We start from the raw sequence: 15,642 nt of genomic DNA, 5'->3' as shown, positions 1-15,642 counted from the left end.
GTACAGAATCCTGACATGCGGTAACGCCTGGTTCTTGTGTTATAGTCCCGCAACTTTATTAAAGGGGTACCCATGAAAAAGTTGATGGTTCTAGCTTCCGCTCTTCTTTTGAATCTGGTCGCGACTCAGGCAAACGCAGGTATTTACAATGTTCCTGTTGATAAAACAGTTGAACGCGAAGGTCTTCTTGGGGCCACTGTGTTTGAATCAAACTATAAGATTGCGGTTTTAATCCAAGGTCGCGACATTAAGTCCTTGAAGCAACTCCACGCTGTCATCGCTGACGGTTTAAGACTTCCAAAAACATACGGTGCAAACCTTGATGCACTTTATGACGTTTTGACAGATCCATCTGTGATCTCTAAAAACTGGGACATCACGATCATCGGCGCAAAAGATTTGATTGAAAACCTAGGTGAAGTAAAAGTCCAGGCGATCGTCGACACCTTGAACGACGCTCAAAAAGAAAACCCAGTAAATACATTTATGTACTGGATGTAGTTTTAAAATTTCAGTCGAAACTAAAAAGGCACCCAATGGGTGCCTTTTTTTATTCTAAAACTTCAACGGAGCTATCGAGTCTTTACCCTTAATGCGGCTGTCGATTTCGTGTTTTAAGCGGTAGCGGTCGCCGGCTTCACCCCGGGCTTCGATCATTTCCTGGTACGGTGGAAAGTGGCCTTCGACTTTTTCAATTTTTGCCGGCAGTGAAATCGTGCGACTGTCTTTTAATACTAAGCTTAAACTGAAACTGGATTCGACGTACTCGGCGCAAAGAAGTTCAGAGTACGGAATAGCTTGTACGTGATCGCGCAGGGGATATTCCAATTCGATGCAATTTTCCAAAAGAACGACATTCATTATTTTGGCTCTGCGAATACTGAATAGCAAAACGCAGATTCCGGCAAGGATCGCCAGCAGCCACAAATCGAAATTGGGATTTACGTTGTTTTGCCACCACGTGAACAATGGAATCAGCATCGCGAAGCCCGCGACATACATTAGCTTCAAAAGTCCGTTGTATTCTTTTTCGTTCGAAAAAACGATCTTACTTTGCACCGATCTCTCCAAAAAAAGTAAGCCCTGAAAGCACGCCCCAAAGGGATATTCTTACTCACGGGATTTTTCCAAACAAAATAAAATTTAGATTTTTTGACCAAGGTCGGAGGTTTTGGATTCAGTTTTTGAAATAAAAAAGGCACCTCGTGGGTGCCTTTTACTATTTAAGTATGACAGTGATATTTTTATCTTCCGGCAAGGTCGATCCAGCTGCTGGAATCATTTCGCTTACCAAACTTCCCGATCCGACAAATTTGACTTTCAGATTCTGTCCACTTACTTGGCGAAGAACTTCGCGAGTCGTTAACTTCATCAAGTTCGGAACCGTTTCTCCGGTTTTTACTTCCGCAGCTTTATCCAGCTCCTGTGCCGTCACGATTGCAGGTTCTGCTTTCGCCTCTGGTTTTGCCGGCTCTTTAGATTCAGTAGCAATTTCACGCGCCAATTTTTCCAAAGCCGCTTTTTGACCCATCGCTGTTTTGATGGAATTCAAATTCTTGCTGTTTGTTTCTGCCAAAGTTCCTGGAAGTGGCGCGATCCCTTCTTTACGAACAGCATAGGAGGCAATTCTTGAGAACACCGGAGCTGCCACTTTCGCTCCGTAATAAGACTTACGAGGAGAATCAACTGCCACATAAATCACAAATTTGGGATCGTTCGCCGGGATGAAACCTGCGAAACTAGAAACGTAAGCACCTTTAAGATAACCACGTCCGTTCGGATTTACTTTTTGCGCCGTTCCTGTTTTACCCGCAACCAGGAAACCATCAACTCGGGCATTGGCACCGGAACCGATTTTTAAAGTCGTGACACCCAGAAGCATCGCACGCATTTGCGCTGCTTGCTCGGGAGTTAGAACTCGACGGATGGGTTTTACTTTCGTTTCCGTCAATTCGCCCGTTTCAGAATCGCGAACGGATTGAACGATATATGGAGTATTTAGAACCCCACCGTTTGCAATGGCGGCATACGCATTTGCCATTTGAATCGGTGTCGTCGCAATACCGTGACCGAAAGAGATATTACTTAAAGAAATAGGTTTCCATGGAAGACTTTGGACGATACCGCGGGCCTCACCTGGAAGGTCTACTCCCAATTTTTGCCCCAAACCGAAATCCAAAAGACCCTGACGAAGTTTATCCTGACCCAATTTGAAAGCGATCTTAGTTGTTCCGATATTTGAAGACACCGCTAAGATCTCAGCCGCTGTGATATCGCCGAACTTCTCGTGAGCTTCCGCTTCCTTGATCACTTTGTCGCCAACCCGGAAAGCACCATTTTCACAGAAGAACTTTGTATTTGGTTGCAAAGCTCCTTCGCGAAGTGCTGATGCAATCACCAGGGTTTTCAAAGTGGAACCAGGCTCGAAAGCATCCGTCACTGTTTTATTACGACGGAAATCTGCAGAAGCCTTTTGCGCTTTATTCAAATCGAAAGTTGGAGCAGATGCTAAAGCAACCACGGCAGAGGTTTTCGCATCCAGAACCACACCGACCGCGTGATCTGCATCGAAAGTTTGCACCGCATTCGCCAATTCAGATTCCAAAGCGTACTGCAGTTCAGAATCCACAGTCAGACGAAGTTCGTTACCGTCTGGGTTTTCGATGAACATCAAACCGTCATTAATCAACGGACGGCCACGAGCGTCTCTTTTAACCATGACTTTCTTTTGATTGCCACGAAGAGACTGATCGTAACCCAGTTCCAAACCTTCAAGCCCCTGACCTTCAATGCCCAGGAAGCCCAAAGTTTGTGCTAGCAAAGTTTCGTTTGGATAAACACGGCGCCATTCTTCAACGAAAGAAAGACCACGGATATCAAACTTTTTGATTTCATCGGCTTTGTCTTGTTCAAGCATGCGTTGAATCCAGACGAAGCGTTTGTTGCCATCTTTGATTTTCGCGTAAACGGATTCATAAGACTGACCCAAAACTTTAGAAAGCTTTTTCGCAGCCGCTTTACGGTTATCGATAATTTTAGGATCGGCATACAAAGAGTAAGCTGTTGCTGACATCGCAAGATCACGGCCATTGCGATCCACGATCGCACCACGGCGGGCTTGCAAGGTTACTTTGGTTTGGAACTGACGATTTTGCAGGGAATTCAAACGATCATTCGGCAAGAACTGCAAGTACGCCGCTCTCATCATCAGCAACGACCACAAACCGATAATACCGATAAAGATAAAAACAATACGTGATTTCAACTACAGATCCTTTTTCGCAATTTTCTTATCAATCGCTTTGGCTACAGGAATATCTGCCACATCCGTCAAATGGATGATTTGATTCGCCTGAACTTTTTTAAGCGTGAATTTTTGCTGAGCCACGTGATCCAACAGTTGTGGACGCGTGATCTTCGCCAAAGAAATTTCTTTGGTGCGCTTTTCTTCCAAAACTTTTTTGTGCTGGCGAGTGAGCTTCAAAACCACATAGCCCATGCGACGTTCTTCCATTTGCAGGAAGACGATAGAAAACAAAGTAAAGATGACTAAAAGGATGCTAAAAAATGGTTTCAGTTGTCTAAAGTTTTCCTTGCTCATCCTGAGCACTCCTCTCGAAAACTCTCAACTTCGCCGAACGCGATCGAGAGTTCAAATCCAGCTCTTCCTGAGATGGAACGACTACTTTTTTATAAACAGATCTGCCGAATTCTTCAGAATCACGGAAGATGTTTTTAACAATTCTATCTTCTAACGAATGGAACGTGATCACCGCCAAACGACCACCGGGCTTCAATGCCTGGATCATTTGAGGAATCGTTTCGCCGACAACTTCCAGCTCTGAATTCACTGCTAAACGCAAAGCCATAAAGTACTTCGTCGCTGGATGATGGCCTTTTACCTGCCAACCATCCACACGTTCGATCAAACCTGCAAGTTGTGCGGTTGTTTGAAATGCTTTTGTTTTGCGATCATTCACGATCGCACGGACAACGCGAGAGGGGCGATAAACTTCGCCGTACTCTTTAAAGATTCGAATGAGATCTTCCTCTGTTGCCGTATTCACAAGCACCTCAGCCGTCAAACCTTGCTGCTGATTCATTCGCATATCTAGTGGACCATCGTGGTAAAAACTAAAGCCTCGTTCGGCCTGGTCTAACTGCGGTGAGCTCACACCTAGATCTAAGAGCATCATATCAAAGTTTTTCAGATTGTGATCTGAAAATTGCGAGAAATTTCCATGGATTATGCGAAGTGCACCGTTCTCGACTTCAGTCTTGAATCGTTCATTTCCGTATTTCACGGCAGCTAGATCTTGGTCCATGACTGTGGCCTTCATCGCGGGAACGGTATATTTCACGGCCATGTAGTGACCGCCGCGACCGAAAGTTCCATCAAAATAAGAAACGTCTTTTTTCCCTCTGTACGGATAGAAAGCCGCAAGCACTTCTTGCAACATTACCGGGTAATGTTCAGGGGAAAACTCGACAGGAAGCTCGACCTTTGGCGGGATGATTTCCTCTGTACGTTCGATTTTTTCACCGGTGCCGGGCTTATATTTTTTCATCGTTATCTTCCTAGAATTTCAAGGTATGAACAATTCGGTGGACCGTCAAGAAGCTTTGAATTAGCCTATTTATAAGGCTTTTTCTAATTAACAAAAGGAAAAAATTTTCGATGCTGGTAACGTGTCCTCGCTGTGGCTTTCAACAACCTCAAGATAAATATTGCGCTCAATGTGGCGTCGATATGGAAAGCTTTAAACCACAAGCAGCACCTTGGTATCAAACATTCATTAAAAATCCTGTTGTTCACGTCGCTTTACTAGCAGCACTTGTTGGCGTTGGTGGTTTTTACCTTTATCAAAACAATCAATCCAACACGATGAACGTTGCCAGCAAAGCGCGCCCTATGGTTCAGGTGAATTCTTCTAAGAACCTTCCTCCTCCACCACCGGCAGCTCCAGAACCACAAGTGGCGATGGTCGCAAGCAGTGTTACGGAAACATCAGCAAATGGTGCAACTACTGTTACAACTACTGCTTCAAGCACTGATGCGAACGATGAGGTTAGCAAGGCCTTGACTGCGGCAAGAGCTGTAGAAAAAGAAAATCGTGCTGTCGCAACCAAAGGTTCGGGACCTCACTTGACGGTTATTTACGCGGAAGTTGCGCGCCCGGCTTTGGGTCGCTTGATGGATGCGAGTCGCGGCACCGGCCAATTCATGAACTTTGCAGACTACTCTGCCGGAATCATCCCTGGTCTTAATAAACGACTGCAAACTCCAGGGATTAAAATCCTGCACAAAGAAGAACGCAATTTAGACACCAGCAAAACTTTGCAATGGTCATATGGTCTAAAAGATCGCACCAACCCTTCGGTTGAGTTCGGTCACACGACATTCATTGAAATTGCGGACACAGATGGCGCAAGCTTGCGTGGTAATTTAGAAATCCAAAGAACCTGGAAAGAAGCCGGTCCAACCGGTGGCTTCGAAATTCAAAGAAAGTCCTTCCCCGCTATATTTGAGATCAGCCCGGAAACTGGCTTTTTCATGGCTGGCGTCATGCCTCCTCAGTCAAATCTTGAAAATGATGACGAGTTGGCTGCCATTGATGTATACAAAATTCTGCGTTCTCCTCAATTCAGAGCAGGCGAAAGCGAATTCGTGATCTTCGTCGAATACGACAACAAATAGTCCTCGACCTGAAGACCTCTCACCCGAGTTCGCGTGAAAGGCATCATGGCTCAATTTCAACAAGAATTAGAACACCATTACGGTCCCCGCGTTCACTTGATCGACAGCCCGTTTTTAAGTGGCTTGTTGGCTAAAGCCTGCTCCCCGGATTGCTTTCAACCTGAAATCAATCGCATCGTGGAAGTCCTTTACACTCATTTGATTTCAATCACGGTAAATAACGAATTTGATCGCGAAGCATTCACTCAGCCCACACGTATGACAGAAGCTCATCCCGATAAGCTGTTGCACGGACACCGAATTGCTCAACCCCAAAAGGCTGTCAGTGTGAACCTGGCCCGCGCAGGAACTTACCCAAGCCATATCTGTTATAACTTTCTGCATTTCGCCCTACCGGCTAAAAATGTTCGCCAAGACCACATCTTTTCAGCCCGCATGACAGACAGCAAACACACCGTGACGGGAGCTGAATTTGGCGGCATGAAGATCGGTGGCGACGTGAAGGATGCCTGCGTGATTCTGCCAGATCCAATGGGCGCCACGGGCAATACGATGATCCATGCCATTAATCACTATAAGCAGCACATTGAAGGCCCGGCTAAAAAATTTATCGCCTTAAACCTGATCATAACCCCTGAGTACTTGAAGAATTTGTTAGGATCTCATCCAGAGGTCGTAATCTATGCCTTAAGACTTGACCGTGGCCTATCCCCTCAGGCAGTTTTAGATGCAAAACCGGGCCAATTCTGGGATCAGGAGCGCGGCCTGAACGATCATCAATACATCGTTCCTGGCGGCGGTGGTTTCGGCGAGATCATGAATAATTCATTTGTTTAGGAGTTCCCCATGACGAATTTAACTTTGAAGCCTTATATCTCTGAAGAAAAAATCCAACTCAAAGTTAAAGAGCTGGGCGAAATCTTGACGAAACAATTCAAAAACGAAAAGGTCATCGCGATCTGCGTCTTGAAGGGTTCGTTCATGTTCTACTCTGACCTGATCAGATCTATCAATGCTGACATCACTTGCGAATTCTTTGGTGTGGCTTCTTACCACGGTGGCACTTCTTCTTCTGGCGAAGTGAAAGTGACTTTGGATTTGGCCAGCCCCATCGAAAACCAACACGTGATCCTGGTGGAAGACATCGTTGATACGGGTCTTACAATGAACTACTTGAAAAACTCTATCATGTCTCGCAAACCTAAATCTTTGACGACTATCGCATTGCTTGAAAAACCAGACGCTTTGAAAGTTAAATGTGACGTTGACCACGTTGGTTTCAAGATCCCGAACGACTTCGTTGTTGGTTATGGTTTGGACTACCAAGGTTACTACCGCAATCTTCCCTACATCGCGCAAGTTCAAAACTTCCAATAAGGTCGCGCCGAAGGTACGCGCCGACGCCGAAGGTACGGACACACTTTCTCCATTCAATGAGTGGAAAACAAAAAAACCACAGCCTAAAAAGCTGTGGTTTTTTTATTTTCAGGGCAAAGGATGGAGAAAGTGTGTCCGTACCTTAGAGTTTGAAAGTTAATCCCAGGCTTACGCCGGCGCCCATGTTGTAGACGTCTTTGCCAGACAAAAAATTATCTGTATTTACTTTCGATACGCTTTGTTGAACTTCAGCTTGGGCCACCAAACCTACACGACGAGAAAACTTCCAGTCGTAACCCGCACCCAAAACGCCACGAATATCTGTAGAGTTAAAAAAGTCATCGCCGTCCTGATAAAGAGATTGGCTTGAAACTCCATAGGCGGACACCGAAGTCTGCTCACCACTTGCCCAGGCCTTATCCAAAATACCAACAACAAGTCCGCCGCGGAAAAAGAAGTGGGATCTGGAAGAATGCATTAAAGACAAACGCGCTACTAACGGAATATCGAAATAGTTAACTTTAACATCCCAGTTTGCTGTTCTAGTACCGTAAGAAGTTGTTTCCGTCAGGTTTGTCAATTTTCCACCACGAGTGGAATACAACAAACCCGTTTCAAATTGCCACATACCGCGACCAATTAAAACTCCAACACCCGTTTGCATACGCTCCGCAAAATCAACAGAAGCGCCACCGATACCTTCGATACCATTAAATGTGGAACTGATATAACCAACTGTTGGTTCAAGAGTAACCCAAGGATTTGGAATCGTACGTGGCGCTAAAACCTCCATACGTTGAGACATTGTCGTTTCGGACGACATTTCATTTGCAGCTTGGACTTCGTCCTGTGCGTAAGAAGGAGTGAATTTCGTGCGAGCTCCAGATTGCGCCTGAGCCGACATCGTGAAACCCAAAATAAGTGCTGCGAAATAATAAGAAACCTTATTCATAAAATCTCCTCAATGCCATATTAAAATGCAAAGGGAGTACCACCAGGGAAGCAAAGCAAATCGCTTGGGAGTTGAACTTATTTGTTCTTAACTTTGAATTCCCGAATTGAGACACACATCATTCGGGACCTTGAATAGGGGTGCCGTTTCTTGGTCGAAACTGTCAAAGGGCAAAACACTCTATAGAGTCTTAAAGTCCTTGCCACAATCACAACAAAAAAGACCACCCTGCTTGCGACGCTCAAGATGCTTACTGCGATCGCAGGAGCGAACCATACCAGATTTAAACTTTTCACCACAATTAGGACAATAACTGACGGGAGGATTTGATTTGCCGTGGTTCATATTTCGGCAATGTTTTTTTACTTCACTCACTTAAACTCTAAATCTGTGAGTGATCAAACCATGCGTCGGATCGTAAGGAGAAACACTGACCGTCACTCGGTCACCCACAACAACCTTAATATTGAATCTCTTCATTTTGCCACACAGTTTGGCTTTGACATCGATACCATTTTCCAAAGTGATGAAATAGACACCACCACCCTTTAGATCGGAAACCTTACCTTCAATCATCAACAAATCATCTTTTGCCATTATTACTCCAATAAAAAAAAACGGACCCACCTCAACAGCAAGTCCGTCACAACAACAACTACTAACGATTAGTAAGAACGACGAGAGCCAGAGCCGAAACCACCGCGAGAGTTACCACGGAATCCACCACCGCCGCCGCCGCCAGTGCGCGGAGCTTGAGGTTTCGCTTCAGAAATGTTCATAGCGCGACCGCCAAGATCCATACCATTCAATTTATCGATTGCAGCAGTTGCTTCTGAATCAGAAGACATTTCAACAAAGGCGAAGCCTTTGCTGCGACCAGTATCACGGTCGGTAATGATGTTAGCAGACTCAACAGTGCCGAACTCAGAGAATGTGCTCGTCAATTGGTCAGAGTCCACATTAAAGCTAAGATTGCCTACGTATATTTTTTTTCCCATTTTTGCCTCCTTATAAAGCTAGGGGCCATTCACAAAAAGGACAAAAGGGAATCTAATGAACTAAGAGAACGACGAAATAGTGAATTCAGTAGACCACACATAGAACGAACTAGATATAGCCGACTCTGTAATAAACAGAATCGATCCATCTATTTGGCCAAATCGAACACCACCGATGTGAGATGTAATAATCTCCTTATTTCCTAGCCCTTAGGCGTTGTAAACAAGGAGATTAAAACTCAGACATAGTTAACTGATAAGAATACCGATACCAAATGCGACGTAGATTAATGCAGACACGATGTGCACCCATTTCATCGATATTTTACGAAGTAATTTCTCTCCGAAAAACACCGCCAAACCGTCAGAGAACAACATCCCCAAAGTTGTCCCGAAAGTGACCAACCAGATGTTTTGATATTTTGCGGCCAGAGCCACCGTCGACAATTGCGTTTTGTCGCCGACCTCGGCCACAAAAAATAGAATCAATGTTGTCAGAAAAGGATTCGCGCGCATTTTATTTTCGTCGCTGTCGTCCTTGTCAGGAATTAGAATCCAGATTGCAAAACCAAAGAATGTTATCGCAAGAATCAATTTTAAAATTTCAGGAGAAACAAAAGAAGCGATCGCCTCCCCTGCCCACGCTGCGAACAGGTGGTTGGCTATCGTCGCCACCAAAATCCCCGCCATGATCGTCCAGGGCTTTTTAAAGCGCATAGCCAGGACTAATGCGAGCAACTGGGTTTTGTCACCCATCTCGGTTGCGGCCACTAACAAGAATGAATTGATGATTGCTTCCACGAAGCCCTCCAGTTTTAAACCGGTGGCTCGTTAAACGAAAAAACGAGACCACACGGTGTTGCTGCTCCGATAAATTTCGGAATGCAGTAGCACTCGTGTCAGTCTCGTTAACTTAGATCGGATGATCTTTGCGCTTAAACCGGAGTCTGCCTTAATTCAGGATCAGATCTCAGTATGTCGGCTTAAGCCTTTGCCTTAGTTTATAACTAAAACAAACCAACTACTCCCTAACAGATACCGTATGTTGTACTTGGTCTCTCAATTGGTTGTCAACAATGGCAGAGGATTTTCCGTGAAAATATCCCATTCCTAAACACATCAAAACAAAAAGAGTATAAGCAATTTTCACTTTCATTATTGATCTCCAGCAGATGCGACTGTTTGGTTCAGCCAGTGTGAGAGTTTTCCAGGTTGACCATGAGTAATTCCGTTCAAGCTGATTTGCGCGTAGTTTTTAAGTTGAGGACTTGCCGGCGATTTCATCACGATCTTCATGGTTTTTTGAAGCTGTGCCGGATTTAGAAATGCCAATTGATCCAAAGCTTGAAGAGCCCTTACTCGTAAAGACATTTCATCTTGAGAGAATTTCAATTTTGCCACTGTCTTAGGAGCGGAATATGGCGTCTTAACGATATCAAATAAAGCATTGTGAGCACGAAGCCCCGCAAGACTTAAAAGGTAAACACTCATTTGGCGCTCGCTCATGTTTGCGGAAGTATCGACAGCTTTCGCCGCCAAAGTCGTTAGTTCCGTCATCGAAAGGTTTTCCAGTTGTGCACGCACAATGGGCTCGCGTTGCTTCCAGTCACGACGACCTTTTAAAAGACCTGCAACTTCTTGATCCAAAAGAACCAATGCGGGATCAAATCCCACAACTCCTTTTTTAGTCGCCTGTGGTTTTAAAAGAGATGAAGTTTTAGATTGAGAGAAGTGAATAGCTTCCACTTTCGCAGCAACTGCGACGGGACCCACCGCAGGGCCTTTGGTCTTTTCAGCAATCCAGATAATGCCTGCCACAAAGGCAATCGTTATCGTATATACCAGGGGTTCATGATAGCGAGACATCGGGATTCTCCTTCACCTGCGCTTTCCCTTACAACTCCTGTGCCCCCGCTGAACTGCAAATCCTTCGCGCTGGGAACTGTCCACCTGTAAAAAACATAGGCAATGGCCCCTCTGCGGCTGTTCCAGTGGTTTCGCTCCATGAAACAAAAGGTCATCCCCCTCATGTTATGCCTCTAGTCATCACCCAAGAATCTCACTTGCTGCGATGTGCTCCGCTAGACAACTCGAACCCACACAATACACTAGAGACATCACCGCGCTTTTCGCGCACGTCACAGAGGTTCTTATGCAACAATATCACGATCTTATGAAATTCGTTTTAGACAACGGAACTAAGAAAGAAGACCGCACCGGTACGGGTACGATTTCCACATTCGGTTATCAAATGCGCTTTGATTTGCAAAAAGGCTTTCCTCTTTTGACGACAAAAAAGCTTCATACGCGTTCGATCTTTCATGAGCTTTTGTGGTTCCTAAAAGGTGAAACAAATATCCAGTATTTGAAAGACAACAAAGTGACGATCTGGGACGAGTGGGCTGATGAAAACGGCAACTTGGGCCCGGTGTATGGCAAGCAATGGAGATCTTGGGAAACTGCTGACGGTCGTACGATCGATCAAATCACGAACGTGGTTGAGCAAATCAAAAAGAATCCTGACTCTCGCCGCCTGTTGGTGATCGCATTTAATCCTGGCGATGTTGAAAAAATGGCATTGCCTCCATGTCATGCGTTCTTCCAATTTTACGTGGCGAACGGAAAACTTTCCTGCCAGCTTTACCAACGAAGTGCTGACATTTTCCTGGGAGTGCCATTCAATATCGCAAGCTATGCTTTGCTGGTGCATATGATCGCACAGGTTTGCAATTTGCAAGTGGGCGACTTTGTTCACACGCTTGGTGATGCACATATTTATTCCAACCATTTAGAACAAGTTCAATTGCAACTGTCCCGCGAAGAAAGACCTTTGCCACAATTGAAATTAAATCCTGATGTGAAAAACCTTTTCGATTTCAAATACGAAGATATCGAAATCGTGGGTTACGATCCGCACCCTGCGATCAAAGCTCCGGTGGCAGTATGATTTTAACCCATATCGTAGCTTGCTCAGAAAATCGCGTGATTGGAACTCAAGGTGGACTCCCATGGGATCTGCCAGAGGATATGAAGTTTTTCAGGGACACTACGAAGGGTCACATCATGATCATGGGCCGCAAGACCTTTGACTCCTTCAATGGCAAAGCCTTACCGAACCGCTACCACATTGTGGTGACTCGCGATCCATCCAAACAGTCATTTCAGTCCACCGACAAAAGTCCGGTGGTTTTTGTATCAAGCCTGGAAGAGGCCGTCGCTCATGCGCGCCCTCTGACCGCACAATGGGGCGATGAGGTTTTCATCATCGGTGGTGGTGAAATCTACAAACAGGCATTTGCGAAAAATCTCACAGATAAAGTCTACCTAACCCTGATCCACCGCGAGTTTCCAGGTGACACCTATTATCCAGAAATTGACCAAAATCTTTTCAATCTCACTGAACGTCGAGACGTGGAATTGCCTATTCCTTTTTCGTTTCTTACGTACCTGAAAAAGTAGGGACCAGTTTGTAATCTCATAATGAGATTGCAAGCTTTTTCCCTTAGAGAAATCTTCAAAGCATCCGAGAATAGTAGTATGCACTCTAGACTTCTTGAGGTGGATGAATGAGCTCCAAACGCTTTCAAACGAAAGAACAAGCCAAGCTTGAGGTTTACGGCCACATCGGTAAATCCGGTGCGCAAATGCGAAACCTGTCCGCTACGGGAGCTTATCTTGAAGTGAAAACTGGCGATTATGTGCCGCAAAAAGGCGATCTGCTAAACCTTACTGTAGAGTTAGAATCATTAAAACGCGTTTATAATGTGGCTGCAGAAGTTGTGTGGAGCAAAGGTTTGGGACTTGGCATATGTTTCATTCACAAAGACGACATCCTTGAAAGAATGATGGCCAAGGCTGGCGTTTTTTAATATAGTTTCCGTCAATGCAACTTCACGCACAACATGATCTCAGTACGTTAAACACCCTGGGTTTAAAATCCACGGCGGAGCTCTATACAGAGTTGCATTCTATTATCGATGTCCACGCACTCCTGAAAGACGAACCTTTAAAAAAAATCACCTGGCGCATTCTGGGTGGCGGATCGAATTTAGTTCTGCCAGCCAAAGTCGGTGGTCTGACCATTCGCTTGGCCAACAAGGGCCGTGAATTAGTTCACGAAGACGAAAGCGCCTGGTTCGTAAAAGCTCAAGCCGGAGAAATCTGGAATGACTTTGTTCGTTGGACCCTGGACATGGGTTTTTGGGGCTTGGAAAATCTGTCTTTAATTCCGGGCACCGTGGGCGCCTCCCCAATTCAAAACATCGGCGCTTACGGAGTGGAAGTAAAAGACTCCATTTTCGAAGTCACTTGCGTGGAACTGGCAACGGGCGAGCTTAAATCATTCAGCAATTCAGAGTGCCGTTTTTCTTACCGCGACAGTTTCTTTAAACAAGAGGGCGCTGGGAAATATTTAATTTGGGAAGTGACATTCCGTCTGCCAAAACAAAACAAGTTAAATTTGGAATACGGCGATGTTCGCAAAGAATTAGAACGCCAGGGCTTGGAAGCAAATCCTCGCAACATTTCTAAAGTTGTATGTGAAATCAGATCCAGCAAACTTCCTGATCCAGAAGTCATCGGAAACGCAGGAAGCTTTTTTAAAAATCCCATCGTTCCCGTAGCCGTTCGTGATCAATTGATACAGAAATATCCGACACTGGTAAGCTTCCCCTATGCTGAGGGCAAGGTGAAATTAGCCGCAGGTTGGTTGATTGATCAAGCTGGCTGGAAGGGCAAACAAATTGGCCCGGTTGGCATGTTTGAAAAGCAGGCACTGGTATTGGTCAATCACGGTGGAGCGAATGCCGATGATGTTTGGACCACAGCCACTCAAGTCTGCGCGGACGTAAAAGCCCGCTTCGGCGTCGAACTAGAACCTGAACCTATCCGTTGGTAGTTCAGGTTCCTTTTAAAAGATTACCACTCTAAATCGTCAGCAGAATAATCGCGGCAGTAGACGTTCTTTTTATTGTAGTACTTGTACTTGGCATTGCATGGGTCGTAATTAGCAAATGCCCACTCCTCGCCCTGCCATACTTTCTCAATGAAATAGCGCTTTGCGGGTTTGAACTTTTCAACGTGGTGGTATTTGAAAGTAAGCTGCTTCAAAGCTTCTTCCTTGCTCTTACCTTGATAAATCATCTGATAAAGCGCACTCGCCTCACCCGAACGATCTGCGCCTCCTTGGCAATGAATCAAGATCGGACGAGGAGCCATGTTCAACAAATCCAAAAGCTTCAAAAGATTCTTACGGTGAGGAATTTCTTCGGCTGTCATCGGGATATCATAGTGAATAACCCCGAACTCTTTGCTGACTGCCAGTTCTTGCTGCCACCACAATGAAAGAGGCTCTGCCCCCCGCAAATTGATGATGGATTGGATCTTGTACTTTTTAATGTAGTGTTTGAATTCCAAAGGATCCAGCTGAGCCGAACGATATAGGTTCCCTTTATCCACCTCATGGAAATTAGGACCCAGAATATCAGAGGCAAAAGCCGGCGCGAAAACCATCAAAGAGAACAAGAAGATAAATGCATTTTTCATAAGGCGTTGGACTTACCAACACCTGCACCGCATTAACCAGAAGTTTCCCCCAATTTAGAAAAAGTGACCCACCTTTAATCCCCCAAAAAGGTGCCTGCCGCTTTTTTCTAGACGCACATGAGCTACCAAAAACCGGCAGGCACCTTTTGGGTGGCGCTGAATGTTGCTTGTCACATTCTTAGACAAGGGTTTGCAGCTCATCTGAAATATAAGCTAGTTTAACGAGGCTTTTAATTTGCAAAAGGACCTCGCCATGGATTCACGTTGGTTGAAAATAGTTTTCTCAGTCCTAACAGTCATGTCTATCTACGCAATTGATGCCGGCGCCGCCGTGGGCTCAAGCACGTCATGCGAACCCTCAAAGGGTTCAGGCTTAGCCATGGATCAAAGAGACGACTACCGCCTAAAATGCCTAAAGAAAAAGAAAAATCATCTATCCGTAGGCCAATGCCTAACACTGGCAAAATCTATGGAATATTCCAACAATGCTGAAGACGCCCGCATGGTTTGCCTTTATGACCTCCAAAAAATCAGTCTAAAAGAGTGCGCCCAAATAGCCAAAAACATGGAATACGCCGACAGCGGCGACGAAACCAAATGGCACTGCATCCGTGAATTCAATAAAACCATCAGCAAAAAACAATGCATAAGCTTAGCCAAATCCATGAGCTACCCAGCCAACACCGACCGCGGCCTACAATACTGCGAAAACGAATTACAATAGAAAGCCGCAAAGCAGGCTTTCCCCAAAGGGAGCTACGCTCCCCCAAAAAGCGGCGAGCCCCCGAAGGGAGGCTCCAGCCAGAAAACCCAGCGAGTTCGCCAAAGGCGAACAAGCCAGAACTGGTCTACTCCAAATAAGAGAAATGTTCGAAACTAGGTAAAGACACTGGCTACCAGCTAAGCCGGGAGGGGTAGACTTTTGCAAAAAGCGACCTCCATCGGCGCTGGAAGCGCGAACCGGCGAAGCCGGCGATGGCGAGGCACGACGCCGTGTCGCGTTTGCAAAAGTCTACCCCTCCCGGCTTAGCGGGTTCCAGGAAACTAGACCAAAGTCCCGAACATTACCCATT

The 15,642-nt window shown here is 45.5% G+C and carries 19 protein-coding genes; 9 read left to right on the top strand and 10 right to left on the bottom strand.

From position 1 onward, the window contains the following. Window positions 1-72: 72 nt before the first annotated feature. The gene (locus HW988_RS03190) at window positions 73-501 is read left to right on the top strand and encodes a barstar family protein (protein ID WP_181606190.1); all 429 of its coding nucleotides are present in this window, start codon (window positions 73-75) and stop codon (window positions 499-501) included. 54 nt (window positions 502-555) lie between these two features. On the opposite strand, the gene HW988_RS03185 is transcribed toward HW988_RS03190, so the two are convergent. The 4 genes from HW988_RS03185 to rsmH all read right to left on the bottom strand — a co-directional run bounded on the left by HW988_RS03185 (window position 556) and on the right by rsmH (window position 4,568). Continuing rightward, window positions 556-1,059: a hypothetical protein gene (locus HW988_RS03185; RefSeq protein ID WP_181606189.1), complete on the bottom strand. Its 504-nt coding sequence runs from the start codon at window positions 1,057-1,059 to the stop codon at window positions 556-558. 160 nt (window positions 1,060-1,219) lie between these two features. Beyond that, a complete protein-coding gene (locus HW988_RS03180) occupies window positions 1,220-3,265 on the bottom strand; it encodes a penicillin-binding transpeptidase domain-containing protein (RefSeq protein WP_181606188.1) in 2,046 nt (681 codons plus the stop codon). Further along, complete coding sequence (locus HW988_RS03175) at window positions 3,266-3,601, bottom strand: histidine kinase (protein WP_246845831.1); 336 nt, start codon at window positions 3,599-3,601, stop codon at window positions 3,266-3,268. It abuts the gene before it with no gap. Further along, complete coding sequence (gene rsmH / locus HW988_RS03170; RefSeq protein WP_181606187.1) at window positions 3,582-4,568, bottom strand: 16S rRNA (cytosine(1402)-N(4))-methyltransferase RsmH; 987 nt, start codon at window positions 4,566-4,568, stop codon at window positions 3,582-3,584. Before rsmH ends, HW988_RS03175 begins: the two co-directional genes overlap by 20 nt. Before the next feature lie 182 nt (window positions 4,569-4,750). On the opposite strand from rsmH, the gene HW988_RS03165 reads away from it, so the two are divergent. Genes HW988_RS03165 through hpt form a run of 3 tightly spaced genes read left to right on the top strand, consistent with a single transcriptional unit; the run spans window position 4,751 to window position 7,075 of the window. Further along, window positions 4,751-5,698, top strand: coding sequence for a hypothetical protein (locus tag HW988_RS03165; RefSeq protein ID WP_255490186.1), 948 nt, complete (start codon window positions 4,751-4,753; stop codon window positions 5,696-5,698). 45 nt (window positions 5,699-5,743) lie between these two features. Further along, window positions 5,744-6,535, top strand: a complete 792-nt coding sequence (locus HW988_RS03160; RefSeq protein ID WP_181606185.1) for a uracil phosphoribosyltransferase — start codon at window positions 5,744-5,746, stop codon at window positions 6,533-6,535. A gap of 9 nt (window positions 6,536-6,544) precedes the next feature. Continuing rightward, window positions 6,545-7,075 (top strand): hypoxanthine phosphoribosyltransferase, encoded by a 531-nt coding sequence (gene hpt / locus HW988_RS03155; RefSeq protein ID WP_142698980.1) that lies wholly within the window; start codon window positions 6,545-6,547, stop codon window positions 7,073-7,075. A gap of 142 nt (window positions 7,076-7,217) precedes the next feature. Here hpt and HW988_RS03150 read toward each other — a convergent pair whose 3' ends face one another. From HW988_RS03150 to HW988_RS03130, 5 genes are all read right to left on the bottom strand, one after another. Next, window positions 7,218-8,027, bottom strand: a complete 810-nt coding sequence (locus tag HW988_RS03150) for an outer membrane beta-barrel protein (protein ID WP_181606184.1) — start codon at window positions 8,025-8,027, stop codon at window positions 7,218-7,220. 375 nt (window positions 8,028-8,402) lie between these two features. After that, window positions 8,403-8,624, bottom strand: a complete 222-nt coding sequence (infA, locus tag HW988_RS03145) for a translation initiation factor IF-1 (protein ID WP_181606183.1) — start codon at window positions 8,622-8,624, stop codon at window positions 8,403-8,405. 68 nt (window positions 8,625-8,692) lie between these two features. After that, window positions 8,693-9,025 (bottom strand): RNA-binding protein, encoded by a 333-nt coding sequence (locus HW988_RS03140; RefSeq protein WP_181606182.1) that lies wholly within the window; start codon window positions 9,023-9,025, stop codon window positions 8,693-8,695. Between the two features lie 249 nt (window positions 9,026-9,274). Further along, complete coding sequence (locus HW988_RS03135; RefSeq protein WP_181606181.1) at window positions 9,275-9,826, bottom strand: TMEM165/GDT1 family protein; 552 nt, start codon at window positions 9,824-9,826, stop codon at window positions 9,275-9,277. A gap of 354 nt (window positions 9,827-10,180) precedes the next feature. Beyond that, entirely contained in the window at window positions 10,181-10,891 is a 711-nt protein-coding gene (locus HW988_RS03130; protein WP_181606180.1) for a hypothetical protein, read from the bottom strand. A gap of 286 nt (window positions 10,892-11,177) precedes the next feature. On the opposite strand from HW988_RS03130, the gene HW988_RS03125 reads away from it, so the two are divergent. The 4 genes from HW988_RS03125 to murB all read left to right on the top strand — a co-directional run bounded on the left by HW988_RS03125 (window position 11,178) and on the right by murB (window position 13,922). Beyond that, window positions 11,178-11,972, top strand: coding sequence for a thymidylate synthase (locus HW988_RS03125; protein WP_181606179.1), 795 nt, complete (start codon window positions 11,178-11,180; stop codon window positions 11,970-11,972). Further along, window positions 11,969-12,484: a dihydrofolate reductase gene (locus tag HW988_RS03120; RefSeq protein WP_181606178.1), complete on the top strand. Its 516-nt coding sequence runs from the start codon at window positions 11,969-11,971 to the stop codon at window positions 12,482-12,484. Before HW988_RS03125 ends, HW988_RS03120 begins: the two co-directional genes overlap by 4 nt. Before the next feature lie 107 nt (window positions 12,485-12,591). Continuing rightward, on the top strand, window positions 12,592-12,894 hold the full coding sequence (locus HW988_RS03115; protein WP_142698972.1) for a PilZ domain-containing protein: 303 nt from the start codon (window positions 12,592-12,594) through the stop codon (window positions 12,892-12,894). Window positions 12,895-12,908: 14 nt separating this feature from the next. Further along, window positions 12,909-13,922 (top strand): UDP-N-acetylmuramate dehydrogenase, encoded by a 1,014-nt coding sequence (gene murB / locus HW988_RS03110; RefSeq protein ID WP_181606177.1) that lies wholly within the window; start codon window positions 12,909-12,911, stop codon window positions 13,920-13,922. Window positions 13,923-13,942: 20 nt separating this feature from the next. On the opposite strand, the gene HW988_RS03105 is transcribed toward murB, so the two are convergent. Further along, on the bottom strand, window positions 13,943-14,569 hold the full coding sequence (locus HW988_RS03105; protein WP_181606176.1) for a tyrosine-protein phosphatase: 627 nt from the start codon (window positions 14,567-14,569) through the stop codon (window positions 13,943-13,945). A 253-nt stretch (window positions 14,570-14,822) separates the two neighbouring features. On the opposite strand from HW988_RS03105, the gene HW988_RS03100 reads away from it, so the two are divergent. After that, window positions 14,823-15,293, top strand: coding sequence for a hypothetical protein (locus HW988_RS03100; protein WP_181606175.1), 471 nt, complete (start codon window positions 14,823-14,825; stop codon window positions 15,291-15,293). Window positions 15,294-15,642: the final 349 nt, after the last annotated feature.

The organism is Bdellovibrio sp. KM01 (genome assembly GCF_013752535.1).
Lineage (GTDB): Bacteria > Bdellovibrionota > Bdellovibrionia > Bdellovibrionales > Bdellovibrionaceae > Bdellovibrio.
The sequence above is the reverse complement of the archived record's forward strand: the minus strand, read 5'-3'. Positions and strand labels throughout refer to the sequence as shown.